The sequence below is a fragment of the Enterocloster clostridioformis genome (genome assembly GCF_020297485.1).
Classification (GTDB): Bacteria; Bacillota; Clostridia; order Lachnospirales; family Lachnospiraceae; genus Enterocloster; species Enterocloster clostridioformis.
Window position 1 is genome coordinate 500,174 of the sequence record NZ_JAIWZC010000001.1, and the last position, 22,527, is coordinate 522,700.

General features: G+C 48.0%; 15 protein-coding genes and 1 riboswitch. Of the genes, 13 read left to right on the forward strand and 2 right to left on the reverse strand.

Annotated elements, in window-relative coordinates; genetic code table 11:
- The first annotated feature begins 92 nt into the window (after positions 1 to 92).
- The 6 genes from LA360_RS02235 to LA360_RS02260 all read left to right on the forward strand — a co-directional run bounded on the left by LA360_RS02235 (position 93) and on the right by LA360_RS02260 (position 7,033).
- Complete coding sequence (locus LA360_RS02235; RefSeq protein WP_022202433.1) at positions 93 to 713, forward strand: ECF transporter S component; 621 nt, start codon at positions 93 to 95, stop codon at positions 711 to 713.
- 13 nt (positions 714 to 726) lie between these two features.
- Positions 727 to 1,647 carry a pyridoxamine kinase gene (locus tag LA360_RS02240; RefSeq protein ID WP_057572811.1) on the forward strand — a complete coding sequence of 307 codons (921 nt, stop codon included), beginning with the start codon at positions 727 to 729 and terminating at the stop codon, positions 1,645 to 1,647.
- Between the two features lie 47 nt (positions 1,648 to 1,694).
- Positions 1,695 to 1,915: riboswitch (Lysine riboswitch) on the forward strand.
- Positions 1,916 to 2,056: 141 nt separating this feature from the next.
- Positions 2,057 to 3,523, forward strand: coding sequence for an alanine/glycine:cation symporter family protein (locus tag LA360_RS02245; RefSeq protein WP_057572810.1), 1,467 nt, complete (start codon positions 2,057 to 2,059; stop codon positions 3,521 to 3,523).
- A 13-nt stretch (positions 3,524 to 3,536) separates the two neighbouring features.
- Positions 3,537 to 5,222, forward strand: a complete 1,686-nt coding sequence (locus LA360_RS02250; RefSeq protein WP_057572809.1) for an amidohydrolase — start codon at positions 3,537 to 3,539, stop codon at positions 5,220 to 5,222.
- A gap of 82 nt (positions 5,223 to 5,304) precedes the next feature.
- The gene (serS, locus tag LA360_RS02255; RefSeq protein WP_002583417.1) at positions 5,305 to 6,594 is read left to right on the forward strand and encodes a serine--tRNA ligase; all 1,290 of its coding nucleotides are present in this window, start codon (positions 5,305 to 5,307) and stop codon (positions 6,592 to 6,594) included.
- A 70-nt stretch (positions 6,595 to 6,664) separates the two neighbouring features.
- Entirely contained in the window at positions 6,665 to 7,033 is a 369-nt protein-coding gene (locus LA360_RS02260; protein WP_002564519.1) for a VOC family protein, read from the forward strand.
- A gap of 268 nt (positions 7,034 to 7,301) precedes the next feature.
- On the opposite strand, the gene ltrA is transcribed toward LA360_RS02260, so the two are convergent.
- Together ltrA and LA360_RS02270 are read right to left on the reverse strand one after the other, a co-directional pair.
- Positions 7,302 to 8,693 carry a group II intron reverse transcriptase/maturase gene (ltrA, locus tag LA360_RS02265; protein ID WP_112483052.1) on the reverse strand — a complete coding sequence of 464 codons (1,392 nt, stop codon included), beginning with the start codon at positions 8,691 to 8,693 and terminating at the stop codon, positions 7,302 to 7,304.
- A 674-nt stretch (positions 8,694 to 9,367) separates the two neighbouring features.
- Positions 9,368 to 10,309 (reverse strand): AraC family transcriptional regulator, encoded by a 942-nt coding sequence (locus tag LA360_RS02270; protein ID WP_070104045.1) that lies wholly within the window; start codon positions 10,307 to 10,309, stop codon positions 9,368 to 9,370.
- A gap of 157 nt (positions 10,310 to 10,466) precedes the next feature.
- Between LA360_RS02270 and LA360_RS02275 the strand changes: the two genes are divergently transcribed.
- The 7 genes from LA360_RS02275 to LA360_RS02305 all read left to right on the forward strand — a co-directional run bounded on the left by LA360_RS02275 (position 10,467) and on the right by LA360_RS02305 (position 22,515).
- Positions 10,467 to 13,523: a glycoside hydrolase family 2 TIM barrel-domain containing protein gene (locus tag LA360_RS02275; protein ID WP_057573077.1), complete on the forward strand. Its 3,057-nt coding sequence runs from the start codon at positions 10,467 to 10,469 to the stop codon at positions 13,521 to 13,523.
- A gap of 18 nt (positions 13,524 to 13,541) precedes the next feature.
- On the forward strand, positions 13,542 to 14,696 hold the full coding sequence (locus LA360_RS02280) for an MFS transporter (protein ID WP_057573078.1): 1,155 nt from the start codon (positions 13,542 to 13,544) through the stop codon (positions 14,694 to 14,696).
- Between the two features lie 30 nt (positions 14,697 to 14,726).
- A complete protein-coding gene (locus LA360_RS02285) occupies positions 14,727 to 17,948 on the forward strand; it encodes an alpha-mannosidase (protein ID WP_057573079.1) in 3,222 nt (1,073 codons plus the stop codon).
- Positions 17,949 to 18,111: 163 nt separating this feature from the next.
- A complete protein-coding gene (locus LA360_RS02290; RefSeq protein WP_022202442.1) occupies positions 18,112 to 19,434 on the forward strand; it encodes an ABC transporter substrate-binding protein in 1,323 nt (440 codons plus the stop codon).
- Positions 19,435 to 19,666: 232 nt separating this feature from the next.
- Positions 19,667 to 20,767: a beta-galactosidase BglB gene (bglB, locus tag LA360_RS02295; RefSeq protein ID WP_112483050.1), complete on the forward strand. Its 1,101-nt coding sequence runs from the start codon at positions 19,667 to 19,669 to the stop codon at positions 20,765 to 20,767.
- Positions 20,768 to 20,791: 24 nt separating this feature from the next.
- A complete protein-coding gene (locus tag LA360_RS02300) occupies positions 20,792 to 21,679 on the forward strand; it encodes a carbohydrate ABC transporter permease (protein WP_022202444.1) in 888 nt (295 codons plus the stop codon).
- Positions 21,679 to 22,515, forward strand: coding sequence for a carbohydrate ABC transporter permease (locus LA360_RS02305; protein WP_022202445.1), 837 nt, complete (start codon positions 21,679 to 21,681; stop codon positions 22,513 to 22,515). The genes LA360_RS02300 and LA360_RS02305 overlap by 1 nt, the downstream gene beginning before the upstream one ends.
- Positions 22,516 to 22,527 lie beyond the last annotated feature (12 nt).

The following is a 22,527-nucleotide window of genomic DNA, read 5'->3' on the forward strand; positions in this document are numbered from 1 at the left end:
ATTTAAAACATTCCACCTTAGTGATACCATAGGTGGCATGAATGAATGCAGTTGATGCAGAGAGAAATATACAATATGAGGAGAGAATTTATATGAAGACATCCAGTGCAGTGACAGCAGGCCATAGGGGCCTGGAGGACGGCCGTATCTACAAGCTGGCCCTGACCGGCCTGTTTGCGGCATTATCCTATGTGGTTTTTACATTTTTACAGATTAAGATTACCCTTCCCGGAGGCGACGCCACTTCCATCCATCTGGGCAACGCGGTCTGTGTCCTGGGAGCCCTGATATTAGGGGGCTTTTACGGCGGACTGGGCGGGGCCCTGGGAATGACCATTGGGGATTTATTTGACCCCATCTATGTGGTATACGCGCCAAAGACCTTCCTGCTAAAGCTCTGTATCGGCCTGATAACCGGTCTGGTGGCCCACAAAATCGGCAGAATCAATGAGAGCTCTGATAAGGGCCATGTGTTCCGTTTCGCGGTGGCGGCCTCTGTCTGCGGTCTGCTGTTCAACGTGATATTTGACCCGCTGGTGGGTTATTATTACAAGCTGGCGATTCTGGGCAAACCGGCAGCGGAGCTGGTGCTGGCCTGGAACGTTGCCTCCACCTCCATCAATGCGGTGATGTCTGCCGTTGCGGCGGTGGTCATCTACATGCCCCTTCGCAGTACACTTATAAGGGCCGGACTTTTTGACCGGTTCAGATGACAGGAGATTTGACATGAGTGTTTACCGACAGAAAAAGATTGCCATGATTAATGATTTATCCGGATACGGCCGCTGTTCCCTGACAGTGGCTATTCCCATTTTATCTGCCATGAAGGTCCAGTGCTGCCCCATACCCACCTCCATTTTATCCAACCACACAGGTTTTCCTGTCTATTTCTTTGACGACTATACGGAGAAGATGGGGGAGTTTATTCACAAGTGGAAGGAGCTGGAGCTGACCTTTGACGGCATTGTCAGCGGCTTTTTGGGTTCCGAAGCACAGATTGAGATTGTGATGGATGTCATACGGCAGTTCAGGCAGGAAGACACAAAGGTAATCATAGACCCCATTATGGGGGACCACGGGGAAACCTACGCCACCTATACACCGGCTATGTGCAGCCGTATGAAGGAGCTGGTATCCATGGGTGATATCGTGACTCCAAACCTGACAGAGGCGTGTATCCTGACCGGACGGACCTACCGCAGGGATGGATGGAGCAGGAAAGAGCTGGGGGAGCTGGCCGGGGAAATCCAGGCCATGGGACCGGAATGCGTGGTCATTACAGGTGTAAACCAGGGCGGCTTCATCATGAATGTGGTGGCAGAGGGCGAGAGGACAGCTTTCCCCAGAACCAGGCGGGTGGGCCATGAGCGGCCGGGAACAGGGGATGTATTTTCCTCCGTTGTGTCGGCTGCTGCCGTAAGGGGATGGAGCCTGGACAGCGCTGTGCGTCTGGCGGCCTCATTTGTAAAAGCCTGCATCGCCAGGTCGGAGGAGCTTGACATCCCCATTGCCAATGGCGTGTGCTTTGAGGAACTGATGGGTGTGCTGGTCCGCGCGGCGGACAGCAGACATGAGGCGGGAAAGCTGGCGGAACGCGCAGACAGTCCGGACAGTCAGGGCGGGCCGGGAAATGTTGAAAAACGTTGACAGCTTCAGCTTTAAATAGTATGATGTTAAGGCAATGTTAAAATATAGGATGCGATAGAGGCGCGGTAAGCATTAGTATCTGTGTGATAATGGATGCCATCCACAGGGTGGCCGACAGCGGGGATTTTTGTCCCGGAGGCCGGCAGGCCGGAGAACACAGGGAAAGGGATTACTGCCGAAACAGATTCTGTCTGCCGGCGGAATGTGTTGGGATGCAGTCAAACAGGCTGCATACTCTCACTTTTAAAGTGGTGGCGCTATTGGCTGGATTTTCTTAAGCAGATACATGATTATGGAAAGCAATGGCCTGGGGTCATTGCTTTTTCTGTACAGTGCCGGAACGTGTCTGGCAGTGCCCCATGGGCCGCCATGGTATCGCAATCCAGAACCAATAGGGGGAATTAAGAAAATGACAGAATTTTTAAACTGGTTAAACGGTGAAATCATATGGGGGCCTCCTCTGATTGCGCTCATCATCATTACGGGTATCTACGTGACGGTCCGATCCAGATTCTTCCAGGTATGCCACCTGGGGTACATCTTTAAGAGGACCCTTGGATGCATCCTGAGAAAGGACCATGCCGCCGATGAAAACGACAAGGGACTTTTAAGCCCTTATGAAGCGATTGCAACGGCTGTAGGCGGTTCTGTGGGCTTTGGCAATATCGCCGGAGTGGCGACAGCCGTCACCACAGGCGGACCTGGAGCAGTGCTCTGGATGTGGCTGACAGCCTTCATGGGCATGCTGATTAAGCAGGTGGAGGTTACTCTGGCCGTGTATTACCGCCGTACGGACGAGGAGGGAAATCCATACGGAGGACCTACCTATTACATGGAGTACGGTCTTGGGGAGGAGCGCCGCTGGGGTAAGAAATGGCTTCCTCTGGCCTTTGTGTTCGGCCTTGGCATATTCTCCACCTTCTTTATCAGCGCATCCAACTTTACCACGTCAGAAGTGCTGGCCCAGTCCTTTGGCATTCCCCAGGAACTGGCATCCCTGCTGCTGGTGGTGTTTATCTATGCCCTGATCTGGAGAGGCGTTAAGAATTTGAGCAAGATATTTGTGAAGCTGGTGCCGGTTATGAGTCTGGGGTACCTGATTTTCGGCCTGCTAATCATTGTGCTGAACATCGGCAACCTGATTCCCACCATTGGCTCCATCTTTACCCAGGCCTTTACGGGTACAGCCGCCATGGGCGGATTTGCCGGAGTCACGGTGTCCAAGGCCATTGCCACCGGAATGCAGAGAAGCGTTTATTCCAATGAGGCCGGCTGGGGTACAAGCCCCATGGTCCACGCCTCCAGCAAGACACGCCATCCCGTGGAGCAGGGACTCTGGGGCTCCTTTGAGGTATTTGTGGACACCTTTATTGTGTGTACTATTACAGCGCTCAGCGTGCTGATTACCGGTGAATGGACCTCCGGGGCAACCAATGCAACTCTTGCCCTCAATGTGTTCCAGCACAATCTGGGATTTTTCGGCACCGTGTTTATGACGGCCGCCATGGTGATTTTCTCCGTGACCACTTCCGGAGGCTGGTATGTGTACTATGAGGCGACCCTGCGTCATTTGGCCATGAACCATCCCACGGTGAAGAAATGGCTGCTGCGCATGTTTAAGTATTTTTATGCCCTTCCTCCCTTTTTACTTACCCTTTACCTGATTCATGTAGGTGATTTGAGCATATGGACCCTGGTGGACATCACCAGCGGTATCCCAACTTTCATCAATGTGTTCGTCGTGCTTATCCTGTCAGGCACATATTTCAGGCTTCTGAAGGATTACAAGGCCCGCTATATGAATATCGGAACACTGGAAGATAGGGATATGCCGCTGTTCTATGAGGATAAAAAGAAGCTGGAGAAGACGGAATAAGGAGAGGGACGACATGAGGACAATATACCGGAATGGAGCCGTATACACAGGGGAGCTTCCCCTGTGCCAGGCCTTTGTGGTGGAGGATGGAAGGTTCGTCTGCGCAGGCACCGACGAGGACGCCCTGGCCATGAAGGAATCAGGAGATGAAGTAAAGGACTTAAAGGGAAGGTTTGTGTGCGCGGGCTTTAATGATTCCCACATGCACCTTTTGAACTATGGAAATGCCTTACGCGCAGCGGATTTGTCACAGCACACCCACTCCCTGGCCGGGATGAAGGAATATATGAAGCAATTTATCCGGGAACAATCCCCAAAGCCCGGCGTCTGGGTAAGGGGCAGGGGATGGAATCACGATTACTTTGAGGATGAAAAGCGGTTTCCCAACCGTCATGATCTGGATATGATATCCACAGATTACCCTATCTGCCTCACAAGAACCTGCGGCCATGCCTGTGTGGTGAATACCATGGCCCTTCATCTGTCAGGCATCACAGGAAACACGCCCCAGGTGGAAGGCGGGCTCTATGAGGTGGACGAAAGCGGGGAGCCCAACGGAATATTCCGGGAAAATGCAATGGACCTGATCTACGGATGCCTGCCTGAGCCCGCCAAAGAGGACATAAAGGAAATGATACTGGCAGCGTCCAAGGCTCTCAACCGTTATGGAGTCACTTCATCCCAGACAGACGATTTGCTGGCTTTTAACAATGTGCCCTATGAACGGGTGCTGGAAGCATACCGGGAACTGGACGCAGAGGGAAGAATGACAGTCAGGGTTTATGAACAGTCCCAGTTTACGAATCTGGATGCGCTGAAGGGATTCGTGGAAAAAGGATATAACACGGGCTGGGGAAATCATTGGTTTAAGATTGGTCCCCTTAAAATGCTGGGAGACGGTTCCCTGGGAGCCAGGAGCGCCTATCTCAGCCAGCCCTATGCAGACGATGCCTCCACCCGGGGAATTCCCATTTTCACCAGACAGCAGTTCGAGGACATGGTGGGATATGCAAATTCCCATGGGATGCAGGTGGCCGTCCATGCCATAGGGGACGGAATTCTGGATGATATCCTGGCAGCCTACGAAAAGGCCCTTTCCCAGTGTCCCAGAAAGGACCACCGGCACGGCATTGTCCACTGCCAGATTACTAGGCCGGACCAGCTTGATAAATTTGCGAAACTGTCCCTGCACGCATACTTCCAGTCTATTTTCCTGGATTATGACATCCACATCGTGGAGGAACGAATCGGAAAGGAGAGGGCGGCGTCCAGCTATCATTTCAGGACCCTTTATGAAACCACCCATGCCTCCAACGGCTCCGACTGCCCGGTAGAGCTGCCGGATGTGATGAAGGGAATACAGTGCGCGGTCACCAGGACAACGGTGAAGGACCATGTGGGCCCATACCTACCGGAACAGGCACTGGATATAAAGCAGGCCCTGGATTCCTTTACCGTGGAGGGCGCCCACGCATCCTTTGAGGAAGAAGTGAAGGGGCGGATTGCGCCAGGGATGCTGGCAGATTTTGTGATACTGGGAGCCAATCCCTTTGAGACCTCTCCTGAGGAGCTGGCCGGCATTCCGGTGGAAGCCACTTACGTGGACGGCGTATGCCGGTACAGCAGGGAGGCGGAAGGAAAACAGCAGCAGGAAAACAGCAGCAGGAAAAACAGAAAAAGGGCTTTTATTTCATGGTAAAATGTTATATACTCTTTAACAGTACAGGAATACCTGTCCAGAATTGGAAGGTATTATATCAAGGAAATCCAGGAGGAATACCATGTTAGATTTAAGATTCGTAAGAGAGAACCCGGACATTGTAAAGCAGAACATTAAGAATAAATTCCAGGACAGCAAGCTGCCGCTGGTGGACGAAGTGATTTCACTGGACACGGAGGCAAGGGCCACACAGAAGGAAGCCGATGATTTAAGGGCCAGCCGCAACAAGCTGTCCAAGCAGATAGGCATGCTGATGGGCCAGGGGAAGAAGGATGAGGCAGAGACCGTGAAGCAGGAGGTCAACGCCAATTCCGCGCGTCTGGCGGAGCTTGAGGAAAAGGAAGGACAGCTTTCTGAGAAGATTACCAAAATCATGATGACCATTCCCAACATCATCGACCCAACCGTGCCCATCGGCAGGGACGACAGTGAGAACGTGGAAGTGGAGCGGTTCGGTGAGCCCGTGGTACCGGATTTTGAGATTCCTTACCACACAGATATTATGGAGCGGTTTAACGGTATTGATCTGGACGCGGCCAGAAGAGTGGCGGGAAACGGTTTCTATTACCTGATGGGCGATATTGCCAGACTTCATTCCGCAGTGATTTCCTATGCAAGGGATTTCATGATTAACCGCGGATTTACCTACTGTGTACCTCCTTTTATGATCCGCAGCAATGTGGTCACAGGCGTCATGAGCTTTGCCGAGATGGATGCCATGATGTATAAGATTGAGGGAGAGGACCTGTACCTGATTGGTACCAGCGAGCACTCCATGATTGGTAAATTTATTGATACAATTACGCCGGAGCAGCAGCTTCCCCTGACACTGACCAGCTATTCCCCCTGCTTCCGCAAGGAGAAGGGCGCCCACGGAATTGAGGAGAGAGGCGTTTACCGTATTCATCAGTTTGAAAAGCAGGAGATGATTGTGGTCTGCAAGCCGGAGGAAAGCCCCATGTGGTATGATAAGCTGTGGCAGAACACCGTGGATCTGTTCCGCTCCTTAGATGTTCCTGTCCGCACTCTGGAGTGCTGCTCCGGCGATCTGGCTGACCTTAAGGTGAAGTCAGTGGACGTGGAGGCATGGTCCCCAAGACAGAAGAAGTATTTTGAGGTGGGAAGCTGCTCCAACCTGGGAGATGCCCAGGCCCGCCGTCTGAGAATCCGCGTACAGGGAGAGGACGGAGGAAAGTATCTGGCCCACACCCTGAACAATACCGTGGTGGCGCCTCCGCGTATGCTGATTGCTTTCCTGGAGAACAACCTTCAGGCGGACGGCAGTGTGAAGATACCGGAAGTGCTGCGTCCTTACATGGGCGGCATGGAAGTGATGGTTCCCAAAAACTAAACGTATGAAACAATTGCCGGTCTGCATCCTGCGGTGCAGGCCGGTTTTTTAAAAGAGAAAGGAGCAACCTATGATTACATTTAACCATTTTAATTTTAATGTACTGGATTTGGAGAAGAGCCTTGCTTTTTATAAAGAGGCGCTGAACCTGGAACCGGTGAGAGAGAAGAACGCTTCGGACGGTTCCTTTAAGCTGGTTTACCTGGGAGACGGAGTGACGGACTTTACCCTGGAGCTGACCTGGCTGCGGGACAGGAAGGAAGCATATGATCTGGGAGAGTGCGAATTCCACCTGGCATTCCATGTGGATGATTTTGACGGCACCCACAAGCACCATGAGGAGATGGGATGCATCTGCTACGAGAATCCTGGCATGGGAATTTATTTCATCAAGGACCCGGACGGTTACTGGCTGGAAATCGTGCCTGCTGATAAGTAGGGGACATATTTGGAAAGGCGGGGGAAGCCGGATGGAAGGCCCTGATACCGATTTACACGGTTCGTATCCGGTCCCGGCCCTTGATAACTCTGTCTACATAGGACCGGAGGGAAAAAGGAAAACAGACAGGAAAATGTATCTGTAGGTCGCGCTATGGAAGGATAGGGTACGTGCGCCGTATATATGGATATGGATAATCGAGTAGGAGGCGGTGATTAACCGCCGTCCTCTCACAGCACCGTACGTACGGTTCTCGTATACGGCGCTTTCAATAGTTGGTGTGCAGAGACTGATAGACTGCGGCTAAGTCATAAAAGCCCCAGTTTATCAGTCTTTCTTTACTTAATGCCCAGTTGACCGCCTTGTTTCCGGCATTGAACCAGTATCCCTTGCGGTCGTAGGCTATTGTTGCCGCATAATGGCTGTCTACTCCCAGTCCTATGAGTTTCCTCATTCTGGTTTTGGGCAGTTTCCACTGTTTCCAGATACACATCCGTATCCGGCGGTACAACCATCCATTCAGGCTTTCGATGTTTTTCTTCATGTCCGCTATCCCATAGTAGTTCAGCCATCCTCTCATGTAGACTTTTATCTTTTCCTTGGTTCGGATGATACTCCCGCACCTGCTCCGGGAAGTAAGCCTGCGCAGTTTCTCCTTGGCTTTCTTCCATGACGTTCCATGGACACGGATATAGGTCCCTGTTCCGTTCTTCCCAAAACAAAAACCAAGGAACTTAAAATTTTGGATTGCGAACACACTGACCGTTCGGCTCTTTTCCCGATTCACTCTCAGTTTCAGCCTTGCCTCCAGATATTTCGTGCTGGATTCCAGCAGTCGTTCTGCCGCCCGTTCGCTCTTTGCCAGCAGTACGATGTCGTCTGCATAGCGGATACACGGTACGCCCCGTCTGTGGAACTCCCAGTCGAACTCATTCAGATACGCGTTTGCTAAGAGTGGGGATAGATTTCCTCCCTGCGGGGAGCCTTCCTTCGTTTCTGTCACAACACCGTTTTCCATCACTCCACTTTTCAGGTACCGCTTCACCATCTGCACCACTCTTTCGTCTTTTACTTGTTTCCTCAACAGGTTCAGCAGTATCGTATGGTTCAGCGTATCAAAGTATTTCGATAAGTCGAGAACTACTGCCCTCGTGTATCCCTGTTCGATATACTCCTTTATCCTGAGAATGGCGTCTTTTGCTCCTCGTCCCGGACGATAGCCGAAGCTGTCTTTCGAGAACAATGGTTCGTAGATTGGCATGAGCTGTTGAAGCATTGCCTGCTGGATGATACGGTCTATTACGGTGGGGATACCAAGCTTTCGTATCCCTCCCTCCGGCTTCGGAATCTCCACACGCCTGACTGGAGATGGGGTATACTTCCCCTTCCTGATTCTCTCTACCAGTTCATAGTTATTCTCCCTCAGCCATGGTAACGCCGCTTCAATGGTCATTCCATCCACTCCCGGCGCTCCCTTGTTTGCCTTCACTCTTTTGTAAGCCCTGTTCAGATTTTCCTTGTTCAGTATCTTACTTAAGATGTCTGGCTCTGCACTGTCTCTTTCCTTCCATATCCGGTTGAATGAGCGGTGCGCTCTCACATACCCTTTGCGTTCCGCGCTATCTCTTTGCGAGCAGCTTTCTCTGTTTTCTGTACCCATCTGCCCATTCCTCCTTTCCCTGTCGTACTAAAGACTCCTATTGATTCGGTCCTTCACTGAAAACAGCTACTATGACCTCTGCTGACTTCTGTACGCTCAGCATTACCTCTCGGCAATGGTTACTCCTTTCAGAGCATTCCGTACAGACCTCCCTGGGTACCACACGTTTCTTTCCCTCCATCTATCTGCCGCATTTACTGTACACGATTCCGTGTAGCTATCGGGCTTCATCTTGTGTTGCAGACTTACCCTCATGTACAGCCTTCTATACGGTTTCTGTCCGTCAGACCAGAGGTTTGCCCATGGGTTCGTTCCCCACATCCGGCTTCCTTCAGATTTGCAGTCACCTGCAACACCCTTGCCTTCGGCTATATCCTTCCCGCTACCAGGTGGATTCAGGACTTTCACCCGTTAGAAACGTGCGCCGCCAGGCGCACAACAAATAAAGACAGAGGGTGTCGCAAAATCATCAAATTAGATGATTGAGCGATACCCTCGCTCTATGCATAAAAAAATCCGGAAGGAATTCTTTTGTTTTGGGAGCCCTTTCGGATTTTTGGCGTACTTTAACAATGCCTTCGTTTCCTTTGCTTTTTAAGCAGTTTCCTTGACTGGAAAGCCCCTTTGAAAGGTGTATTGTGCATTTTGTGCGTTTTTGTAAAGCTGTGGTAAAATTACTGCTGCTCATCCGGAGCTGTTGGGCGGTAAGAGGAATGGTGGGAAATCAGCTTGTAGTCTGAAGGAGACATACCGCAGAATTTCCGGAATACCCGGTTAAACTGTGAAAAACTGGAAAATCCTGTGGATTCCGCTACCTGCGTAATGCGCAGCGGTGAATTGAGCAGGAGATACTGTGCATTTTTAATCCGGGTCAGCTGTATGTACTGTACAACCGTATATCCGGTGACATTTTTAAACTGGTGGGACAGATAGTAGGGACTGATGTAAAATGTATCTGCCAGAGCTGCAAGGGAGATATCTTCGCTATAGTGGGTATGGATATAGTTGGTGATGGTATAAATTTTTTCCTTAACTCCGTTTTCTACATTGGGGACATAATGGTTTAAACCCTGCATTTCATACAGGAGAAAGAGAAATTCCGTAAATTTGGTATGAATAAGCAGATTACGGATATTGACATTTGGCGTGTCCTGGGCAATGCTTACGATTTCGTTGAGCTTTTGATACAGACGGTTCTGTTCCTCTCTGTGGAAACGGAAAACAGGCACAGAGCTGTTAAATACGGAGAGGATCTCCTTGTAGCCGGAAGCGCCAAAATTCATCTGCTTTGGCAGCATAAAGCCAATGATAATGCGGTCGCTGGGCGGTCCGGGCAGATATTCTGACTGATGAAGCACAGAGGGAGGGAGGAGCACCAGGTCATTTGCAATGAGGTCATACCGTTTTCCCTCTACAAAGTGGTATGCTTTTGGGCTTAAGAGGATCATCAGCTCATAGAAGCTGTGAAAATGAGGAAAATCCATGTTGATTGCGTGGCTGCGTTTATCGTAGTCAAAGTAATAAAACGTGGAGTTTTCAATGGGTGTGGCTACTTCGTTGATAATAATGGAAAAGCCTTCTTCGTAGAGAAGAGGCGAGTTGTGATAGGTTTTCATGAGTTGTGCCCCCTTATTCACTGATGGTATCATCAGTAAATCATAAAAAAACAAAAAATGCAATACCTAAATAGCATAAAGACAAAATTGAAATAGTTATTGCTTTGAAAAGCAGGTATACTGTAATAAAAAAATAATAATCATAGGAGATACAGCAATGCAGATACCAGGTTATTTTGAGGATATGAACCATTTGCATGTAAATACAGAGCCTGACCGGGCGTATTATATTCCGGCTTCCGGCAGAGGATGTTATTTTCTGGACAGGGAGAAATCAGACCGTTTTTTCCTTTTAAGCGGAATCTGGAAATTTGAATATTTTGAAAGTGTATACGATCTGCCGGAGAATTTTTGGAATGAGGGAGTAATCAGGGGAAAGGAGGCAGAGGTTCCTGCTGTATGGCAGAGCTATGGTGAAGATGAGAATCAGTATATCAATACCAGATATCCATTCCCCTTTGATCCGCCCTTTGTTCCAAGGGAAAATCCCTGCGGACTGTATGAAAGGAGCTTTGAATATAAAAGCTGCCCGGATGCACCGGAGGCATTTTTGAATTTTGAGGGTGTGGATTCCTGCTTTTATGTGTGGATCAACGGAACCTTTGTGGGATATTCTCAGGTATCCCATTCAACCAGTGAATTTCATATTACCCGGTATCTGAAGGAGGGGGATAACCGTCTGACAGTGCTGGTGTTAAAGTGGTGTGACGGAAGTTATCTGGAGGATCAGGACAAGTTCCGTATGAGCGGCATTTTCAGAGATGTGTATGTACTGAAACGTCCGAAGGAAGCGGTTCGGGATTATTTTATCCGGCCCTATATCCAGGGAAATTCAGCTGAGATTTCTGTAGAGCTGTCCTTTTACGGCGCCAACCGGCCGGAGGGGCTGATTCGTGTGCTGGATCCAGATGGAGAAGTGGTTTTAGAGCAGAACTGGAGCAGAGAAACAGAGGAAGACAGGATTTGTTTTTGTCTGGAAAACTGCCGGTTTTGGAATGCAGAGACGCCCTGGCTTTACACCATTGAGCTTCAGACCGAAAAGGAATGGATCACCGACCGCTTCGGCGTCCGGGAGATTTATGTGGACAATGGAGTGCTGTTTATCAATAAAACAGCCGTAAAATTCCATGGTGTAAACCGTCATGACAGTGATCCAGTTACAGGCTTTGCCATAAACAGGCAGCAGATGGAAACGGATCTGCGGCTGATGAAGGAGCACAATGTAAATGCCATCCGTACAAGCCATTATCCCAACAGTCCCCAGTATTACCACCTTTTTGATGAAATGGGATTTTATGTGATGGATGAAGCGGACAATGAGAGCCATGGCACAGATAAGGTATTTAAAAAGGTGGATGACTGGGATACCCATGTGAGGCAGTGGAATCGGTGGATTGCAGATAATCCGGCATACACGGAGGCCGTTTTGGACCGTACGAGACGCTGTGTGGAGCGGGATAAAAACCATGCCAGCGTATTGATCTGGTCTATGGGAAATGAAAGCGCTTACGGGTGTGCCTTTGAGGCAGCTATGGCCTGGACCAAAGAACGGGATGATACCAGACTGTGTCACTATGAAGGCGCAAGATATGTGCCGGATGTAAAGAAATATGATTTCAGCTCCATGGATATGTACAGCAGGATGTACCCGGATCAGGAGGAAATATGCAGGTATTTTGAAGAGCCGGACAGCCGGATTTTTTCAGAAAATCTGCCCTTTATGATGTGCGAATACTGCCATGCCATGGGAAATGGACCGGGAGATATGGAGGACTATTTTGAATTAATTCACAGATACGATGGAATGTGCGGCGGCTTTATCTGGGAGTGGTGCGACCATGCGGTAAAAACGAAGGAAGGCTTTCTCTATGGCGGGGATCATGGGGAAGAACTTCATGACGGAAACTTCTGTGTGGATGGTCTGGTGTCTCCGGATCGGATTCCCCATCCGGGCTTACGGGAATTTAAAAACGTATATCGTCCTGCCAGAATACAGAGTGTAGACTGGGAAAAGGGGCTGGTTGTTCTTAAAAACCATATGGATTTTACAGATCTTAAGGACTATGTGTATCTGAAATGGGAAGCCGTTCAGGACGGAAAAATCGTAGAGACAGGCATACAAAAGGAGCTGCCCTCCGTGCCGCCTCATGGAAGTGCAGCAGTGCAGTATACAGGCAGGCTTCCCGAAGGAGGCAGATGCTTTTTGAGAGTAAGATATCTGCTCAGATATCCGGTTTCCGGACTGAAGGAAGGCTGGGAGCTTGGCTTTGATGAGGCAGAGCTGCCGGAGGCTGTGTCCGAAAAAACAGAGATCTGCGGGAAAGAAAAATTACCGGAAACAGGCAGAGCTGCTCTTATACTGGATCAGACAGAACGGCGGATTACCGTAACAGGAAAGGACTTCACCTATGTATATGATACGTTCCTGGGAGTCTTTTCGGAGATTAAAAAGGGAGAAAAAGAATACCTTACCCATCCCATGGAGTACAATATCTGGCGAGCTCCTGCGGATAATGACCGCCGCATCCGTCTGGAATGGGAGAGAGCCGGTTATGACCGCACCAGGGTACGAACCTATTCAACGGAAGCACATTTGCTGAAAGACGGATCAGCAGAGCTTGTAACAGAGCTGTCTTTATCAGCGGTTCATATTCAGCGCATCTTAAATATTAAATCCAGATGGCAGATTCACACGGACGGGCAGATCCGGGTGGAGCTGAACGTAAAGAAGGATATGGAATTTCCGTTCCTTCCAAGGTTTGGCCTGCGTCTGTTTCTGGATAAGAGTTTCTGTCAGGTGCGTTACTGCGGAATGGGGCCGGAAGAAAGCTATCCGGATAAGCATCGGGCATCCTGGCACGGCATATTTGAGGGAAATGTACGAACCATGCACCGGCCTTATCTGAAGCCTCAGGAGTATGGCGCTCATTGGGACTGCAGCTGGTGCTCTCTCAGCGGAGAAGAGATGGGGCTTAAAGTCACATCCGGGGAGGCATTTATGTTCCAGGCATGTACCTATACACAGGAGGAGCTGTCCGGGAAGGCCCATGATTTTGAACTGGAGGAGGCAGACAGCACGATTCTCTGTCTGGATCACAGTCAGAGCGGTATCGGTTCAGGAAGCTGCGGTCCTCAGCTGCTGGAAAAATATCAGTTCAATGAACCGGAATTTTCCAGAACCTGGATTATAACACCGGGAAGGACAGAAGAATAAACAGGAGAAAATCAGAAAATGAAACGAACAAAATGGATTGCATTTCTATGCTTTGCTTTTTTAATGGCAGGACTTGGAGCAAATGACGCCCTTCGGGGAATTTTTGCCCCTGTATTTCAGAACAGGTATGATTTAAGCGGGAGCCAGCTGTCTCTGATTGTCACAATCAGCTATGAGGGAAATCTGCTGTTTTTAAGTATTGGAGGAAAGCTTCTGGATCTGTTTCCAAGAAAGAATGTGGCCATGGCTGTAACGGCAGTCTGGGCGGGAGCTGTTCTTATTAATCTGGTGACAGACAGCTATATGTGGATTTTGGTTTCCATGTTTCTTGCTTTGGGAGCATCCACTCTTTTAAACACCACCGTGAACATATTGACTCCGGCTGTGTTTGCCGGCTATGCGGGACTTATGGTAAATGTGCTTTTTTTTATTCAGGGTATAGGAACCAGCGGAAGCCAGTTTTTGCTGGGAAGATATGCCTTTCACTATGAGGGCTGGAAATGGACGAACGGCATTCTTTCAGGAATCGCCGGTCTGGTAATGGCACTGTTTTTCTTTTTAAAGGTGCCCAGACAGGGGGAAGAGAAGGAGCAGGAAAAGGAAAGAATTAAAAAGGAGCCGGATTCAAAGGTATTCTGGATTTTTATTGCCATGATGGGCTGTTATTTTATCGGTGAACATGGCATAATGAACTGGCTGATGTCATACTGTATTTCTGCATTTTCCATGGAAGCTGCCAGTGCTTCTGCAAGCCTGTCCCTGTTCTGGGCCGGTATGACAGCCGGACGTCTGATTTTCGCTCCTGTGGTTCAGAAAATGGGAGCAGTAAGAAGTATGAAGCTCTTTGGAGGCATTGGAACAGCTATGTTCTGTGCAGGCTGTATTCTGGGAGAGGGCGGTGTATGGATTCTGGGAGCATCGGGATTCGCACTGGCAATTCTGTATCCGACCATGGTGCTTCTGATCCAGCAGATTTACCCGTCCGGCACAGCGGCTACCCGCACAGGTGTTATTATCAGTGCGGCTACAGTGGCAGATATTGTATTTAATATGCTCTTCGGCGCAGTTTCATCCAGATGGGGCTATGGTATCAGTTTTATGATACTTCCCGCAGCTATGGCTGTTTTTTATGGCCTGTACCTGAAGCTTGCAGGTATTTTAAAGCAGAACTGACAGGAAAAACAAGAGGTGGAGGACGGATAGATGGATGTAATGAGAAACAGAATACGACCGGTTTTAGACAGCCTGAGACAGTGGCGCTACTCTCTGAAGGAGGAGCTGACAGAGGTAGAGATCCGTCCGGGAGACTACCATTTTTCAGAAACCCTTAATCAGGATCAGATAAGGGATGGATGGATGCCTTTTGGAAGCTGTGAAACCTGGGGCGGAAGGGACCGGCATTTCTGGTTCAGGACAAGAGTTGTTATAAAGAGGGAATGGGAAGGGAAAGAAGTCCGTGTAACCTTAAATACAGGCGCAGATGATATCTGGAACACGGATAATCCTCAGATTATGGCATATAAGGATGGAATTCTCGCAGGGACTATGGATATGAATCATCAGGATCTGATTCTCACAGAGAAGGCTCAGGAGAGAGGGAGATTTGAACTGGTGTTTTATGCCTATTCCAACAGCGAAAATCCTACAAACTTTTTCCATCTTACGGCTGCTGTCTATGACAGGGAAATCGCAGGCCTGTATTATGATCTGAAGGTTCCTTTTGAGGCAGCAGAGCTTCTTTCCGAGGAGAATCTGGACCGGATTGAAGTTATGAAATTTTTAAATACTGCCATTTCAGGCCTTGATTTAAGAAAGCCGGGATCAGAAGAATTTTTCCGGTCTGTAAAAGAGGTGCGGGAGTATGTGAAAAAGAATCTGCCGAAAATCTGCCGCAGCCAGCGGGTAACGGTCCATTCGATCGGTCATACCCATATTGATGTGGCATGGAAATGGCCCTTGAGACAGACCAGACAGAAGGCAGTGCGCAGCTTCCGGACGGTTCTGAACCTGATGGAGCAGTATCCGGAGTATAAGTTTATGTCCAGCCAGCCCCAGCTTTATGAATTTGTAAGGGAAGAGGCTCCGGAGCTGTTTGAGAAAATCCGGGAAAAGATACAGGAGGGGCGTTGGGAGGCCGAAGGAGGAATGTGGCTGGAGCCGGACTGCAATCTGGCGTCCGGCGAGTCGCTGATCCGCCATATTCTCTATGGGAAACGTTTTTTTGAAAAAGAGCTGGGGGCGAAAAAGCAGGAGGTGCTCTGGCTGCCGGATGTATTTGGATACAGTGCAGCCATGCCTCAGATTATGAAAAAAGCAGGTCTTTCCTATTTTATGACTACCAAGCTGGGATGGAATGAGTATAATGTTTTTCCTTATGATACGTTTATGTGGAAAGGGATTGATGGAAGCCAGGTTCTGACTCATCTGATTACGACCAGAAATTATCTTCCCGGATGCAGCCTTAAGGATATGCCAAATGGAAGCACCACCTACAATGGACTGCAGAACCCCAGTCAGATAAAGGGAACCTGGCAGAGATATCAGAATAAGGAAACCAGCAGTGATGTTCTGACCTGTTATGGCTATGGCGACGGAGGCGGAGGCCCTACAGAGGAGATGCTGGAGCAGAGCCGCAGAATGGAGGAGGGGGTCGCGGGTGTACCTCGTGTACACCAGACCTTTGCAAAGGACTTCTTCCATATTTTGGAAGATAATATGGACCGGAAATGTCTTCCCTCCTGGTGCGGAGAGCTGTATCTGGAGTTTCATCGGGGAACCTATACCTCTCAGGCAAAAAATAAGAAGTATAATCGAGCCTGCGAATTTTTGATGGGTGATGCGGAATTTTATTCTGTTTTGGCAAAGGTAATGGGAGCGAAATATGAGTATCCTGCAAAAGACCTGGAAAAAAACTGGAAGCTTCTGCTTATAAATCAGTTTCATGATATTCTGCCCGGTTCATCCATAAAGGATGTGTATGAGGATTCCGCTGTTCAGTATGAGGAAATCATTCAGTCAGCCGGAAGAATTGTAAACGAATCCCAGTCCGCTGTTCTGTCCGTGTTAGAAGAAGAGAATAAAAAAGAATGTCTGGCTGTCTTTAATCCCTTAAGCTTTGGACGGACCTCTGTTGCAGAGCTTTCAGGTGAAGAGGCTGTTATGGCAGAGGAATACCGAAACGGGAGCTGCCCGGAGAACATCAGCGTACAGAAAACGCCGGACGGCAGCACATTATTCCTGATAAAAGACGCGCCTTCTAAGGGAATCGGAGTATATGAATATTCATCTTCCGTCAGGGCGGAAGAAGAGCCGGTGATCACCAGCCTGATGACAGATGAACGAGGCTGGCCCGTAAGCTTTGATACGCCATTTTTCCATATGGAATTTGACGGTCAGGGGGAAATCTGCGGTATACGAGATCTGAGAGAGGACAGAGAGCTGCTTAAAAAAGGTGCTGTTGGAAATGAACTTCTGGTATATGAGGATCGCCCCATGGAGTTTGATGCTTGGAATATTGATGCAGGATACAGGGAAAAGAAATGGAAATTCGGAGGTGTCATGGAATTTTATCTGGAGGAAAATGGCCCTGTAAGAGGCTGCCTTTTTATCCGCCGCCGTTTCATGGATTCCGTTCTGGAACAGAAGATCTGCTTTTATCCCCATACCTCCAGAATTGATTTTAAGACAAAGGCAGACTGGAATGAAAGCCAGCTCCTTTTAAGAACCTCCTTCCCTCTTGATATACAGAGCAGTGAAGCAGATTTTGAAATTCAGTTTGGAAATGTGAAGCGCCCGGTTCACAAAAATACCACCTGGGATCAGGCACGCTTTGAGGTATGCGCCCACAAGTGGATGGATCTGTCCGAATATGGCTATGGAGCTGCAATCTTAAATGACTGTAAATACGGCTGTGACATTCATGATTCAGTGATGAGCCTGACTCTGATTAAATCCGGCATATTCCCGGATCCTCAGGCAGATCAGGGTCTCCATGAGTTTACATACTCCCTTTATCCACACAGAGGCGATTTCAGGAGAGGAGGGGTAATCCGGGAGGCATATGACTTAAATTGTCCTCTGATAATACAGAGAGAAAACGGAATAAAAACAGAAAGCTGGTCCTTCTTACGGATTGCCGAAGAAAACATTTTTACAGATACGGTAAAGAAGGCTGAGGAGGGGGATGACCTGATTATCCGCCTGTATGAGGCTTATGGAATGCGTACCAGAGTGCATCTGGAGCTTCCTTTACTTCCTGATTTTGAGGCAGCCGTCTGTGATCTGATGGAACAGACCGATTTAAAGACAATCTCATTTGTTCCGGAGACAGAGCTGTGCCGGAAGGGGCAGACGCTGGAATTTGAGATGAAACCATATGAGATTTTTTCCATCCGCCTTACACCGAAGGTTTGTACCGGAAAATAGGTCTGTAAGAGCAAAGATGGAAGTGAAAAGCAAAATATACAATATTATATATCGAAAAAGGCAAAAATGGCGTAGAAATTGATGTATTAAAATGATACTATGGAGTCATCGAAAGCAGTTGAGAGGAAATGCAAAAACAAGAGGTATTAAGGAGGATATTATTATGAAAAAGAGATCAGCAAGAGCATTGGCAGGCGTTCTGACTCTGACTCTGTCTATGGCAGCAGCACTGACAGCCTGCGGTGGTTCTGATTCAGCAAAAAAGGGAGAAGAAACAGCAGCAGAAAGTTCAGGCCCTATTACAGGACAGACTCTTTCCGTAATGCTTTCTGAGGAGCCGGGAGAGCAGGATGCTCTTGGAAATGCTTTAAACCACTGGGCAGAGGAAAGCGGAAATACCATTAAAAAGATTATCATTTCCCATGATGATATGAGAAGCAAGTTCCCGGCTATGGCTAAGAATAAAGACCTTCCGGATATTGTTTCCACTACCTTCCTTCATCAGATTTATCCAGATGAGTTCGTAAACATGGAGGATGTGGTAGATCTTTCCAGATTTAATCAGTCCGCACTTAATATTGTAGGAAAATCCTATTCTTCGGATGCGATTACAGGTATCACAGAGCAGTTTACAACAACCTGTGTTTTCTATAACAAGGATGCATTTGCTGCAGCAGGCATTGAGGCTCCCACACAGGAGAATCCATGGACATGGGAACAGCTGTATGAAAATGCGGCAGTGCTTCAGGAAAAGGGTGGCGTAAAGTACGGCTTTGCTGCTGATGTATCAAGAGCACGTTACGATATCCTGATGTACGGAAACGGCGGTTCTCTGGTAGAAAAGGATGGGGACAGCTTTAAGGTAACTGTAAACAGTCCTGAGAACGTAGCAACCCTGGAGCGTTTTGTTCAGGCTAACAATGAAGTAATGCCAAAGGCAATCTGGGCAGGAGGTACCACAGATAACCCGGTTGAGTATTTCAAGAATGGAGATGCAGCTATCCTGTTATCCGGCTCCTGGAATTACAACACCTTTACAAATGATATTTCCAAATTCGAATTTGGCGTAATGCCTTCACCAAAGGGAAGCGAGTGCCAGTCCGCAATCATCGGCGGTGCAGCTCTTGCAATTCCTCAGAACGGAAAGAATACTGAGCTGGCAAAGCAGTTCGTACAGTGGCTTTTCGAGGAGGAGCATTACAAAGAGTATCTGCAGCTTCACAAGGGTCTGTCTGTTATGAACGATGTTGCTTATGAGCCTGAGACAGACAAGGCGAAGGAAGAGTTTGCATTAATGCAGGCTGAGACTGATTTTGTTACAGATACATTTATGACAGATGAGAGCTCTTCCTGGAGAAATTATAAGGATAATGAGTACAGAGATGCATTAAAGCGCGCAGTATCCGGAGAGATCACAGCAAAAGAGGCACTGGACGGATTTGCAAAGCAGCTGTCTGAGGCTTCTGGCTGGAGCATGGCATACTAATTTTATTACACAGAAAACAGTTCATTCTTTGTGGGATGGACTGTTTTTTTATTTGCCTTTTTGAGAAATGATTGATAAAATAAAAAAGCAAAAACCTGCACGTAAAGCAAAATATGCAATGCTATTATAGCTAAAAGGCAAAATAGATGTAGAAATTGACTTATCAAAGTGTTAGGATAGATCCAGAAAGTGATGGAAGCGATGAAGGTCTTCCGATGAGAGGAGCGAGAGGATGAAATACACAGCAACGGATATTGACCGTTACATTGATCTGTATCTTAACAGCTTTGAAAAGGTTCTTTACGAGGAGGATTCCCAGTTTATGGAGGGAATGAAGACAAGGAGCCTTGCCGGAGATGATATCAGAAGGTACCAGTTTTGGGAGTGGACTCAGGGCGTAGGCCTTTACGGAGTATGGAAGCTTTATAAAGAAACAAAGGATGAGCGGTATATGAACATCCTGACTTCCTACTATGAAAGACAGTTAAAGATCGGGCTTCCCGCCAAGAATGTAAATACGGTAACTCCTCTTTTAGCCATGTCCTTTGTGGCAGAGGAAACAGACAATGGACGCTACATGGAGGTCTGCCGGGAATGGGCCAGATGGATTTACGCTGATTTTCCAAGAACAAAGGAAGGCGGACTGCAGCACATTACCTCAGATACCTTAAATGAGGGAGAGCTGTGGGATGATACACTGTTTATGACCGTTCTTTTCCTTGCGAATATGGGCCGAATTCTGGGAGAAAAGAAATATCAGGACGAGGCGGAATATCAGTTTCTGCTTCATATCAAATATCTTACAGACCGTAAAACGGGCCTCTGGTATCACGGCTGGTCCTTTAAGGAAGAGAGCCATTTTGCTGCAGCCTTCTGGGGAAGAGGGAACTGCTGGATTACAGCAGCGATTCCGGAATTTTTGGCACTGTGTCCCTGCAGTCCAAGTGTGGAAAAGCTTTTAAAAGAAACCTGGAAGCGTCAGGCAGAAGCGCTGATTCAGTATCAGGAACCCACAGGAATGTGGCATACTCTGATTGATGATAAGACCTCCTATGTAGAAGCCAGTGCTACCTGTGGTTTTGCATATGGTATTTTAAAGGGGGCAGAACTGGGACTGGCGGAAGCAGACTGGGCTGCAGGCGCTCTTAAGGCGCTTGAGCCTATTATGGAATATACCGATGAGACGGGCGTTGTAAATCAGGTATCCTACGGAACCCCAATGGGACGAAAGACAAAGGATTTCTACAAAGAGATTGAGCTTAAGCCCATGCCTTACGGACAGGCTCTGGCCATGCTGTTCTTTATGGAATGCAGAAAGCACATGAATGATTAAAAAGAAATCAAGGAGGAGATTGACATGAAAAAGAGTACAAGGCAGTCATTCTGCCATACACACAGCTTCTGGCTGTTCGTACTTCCATCGCTGGCATTATTTGCGGTATTTTTCATGGTGCCGCTGATCTTAAGCATCTGGTTTTCATTTACCAATTATGATGGCTGGAAGACCATGGATCTGATTGGCTTAAAGAACTATACAGATATTTTAAAGGATACAGATTTTTATAAGACTGTGGGAAGAACCCTTATATATACAGTCTGCAACCTGCCCTTTAAGATTGCCGTTCCCCTGCTTTTAGCGGCTCTGGTTACCTCTAAGCTGGTAAAGGGAAAGACCATCATGCGTACCCTGATTTATATTCCGGTTCTTTTATCTGCTCTGGTAGCCGGTATCACAATCAACTGGATGTTCGGACAGGAATACGGTTTAATTAACTTTATTTTGCAGAAAATGGGAATTGATCCCCTGCAGTGGTCATTAAATCCGATTCTGGCAACTGTGGTAATCAGTGTGGCCTCCAACTGGATTTCCGCCGGATACTATATGCTTCTTTATGTAGGCGGTATTAACAATATTAACCAGGAGCTGTATGAGGCAGCCAGCGTAGACGGTGCAAAAAAGATTCAGGCATTTATCAACATCACATTGCCGCTTCTGATGCCTACAACATTTATTGTACTTCTCCTTTCTACCGTATCTCTTTTAAAGGAATACGCACTGGTACAGGGTATTTCCCTTGGAGGACCGGGTTCCTCAACTACCTATATGGTACAGTATATTTTTGATCAGGGCTTTAACCAGTATAAGTACGGCTACGCTTCTGCAGCAGGCATCCTTATAAGCCTTCTGTTTATCGTAATCGCAGTGATACAGTTTAAAGCAACCAAAGGCGGAGGTGAAGTATAATGGAAGGATCTGTAAAGCGTAAAGTAGAAACCATATGTATGACGGTTCTGGGACTGGCCGTAGCAGGACTTATGGTTTTCCCGATTATCTGGCTGGGATTCAGCTCGTTTAAACCTTCTACGGAGCTGTTTGCCTATCCCCTGCATCTTTTTCCGCAGGCACCCAGCGGTGAATCCTATGTCAGCGTAGTAGCAGACGGATTTTTTACCTATGTAAAGAACAGCCTTTTTCTGGCAGTGGTAGGCACGCTGATTACAGTTGTTATCAGTGCCATGTGCGGTTATGCCCTTGCTATCTACCGCAAGGAAATTCCCTATGTAAACAAGGTATTTGCCGTATTCCTGCTAGGAACCTTAATTCCCGGTGAAATCCTGACCATCGCACAGTTTACGGTAGTCAGCGAAATGGGACTTTACAATAGTATCTGGGGCTGTATCCTTCCCGTTGTAACCACAACAACCGGTATTTTCATGTACAGACAGCATTATATGTCTATTCCCCTGGAGCTTGCAGAGTCAGCAAGACTGGACGGAGCTTCCGAATTCCGGATTTTCCGGTCGATCATGCTTCCACTGGGATCCTCCGTTACCATTACACTGACCATTTTCTCATTCATGTGGCGTTGGAATGACTATATTCTGCCTCTGATGGTGCTTTCCGATCAGGAGAATTTTACCATTCAGATTGCAATCAAGAGTTATATCGGAACAATGGGCGTAGACTGGAACTCCATTCTGGCAGCATCCATTTTGTCCATCCTTCCTATTATTGTTATTTTCATTATCTTGCAGCGTTATATCACCGGCGGTCTGGCTGCCAGCGGTGTAAAGGGCTAAAAACGGAGGCTT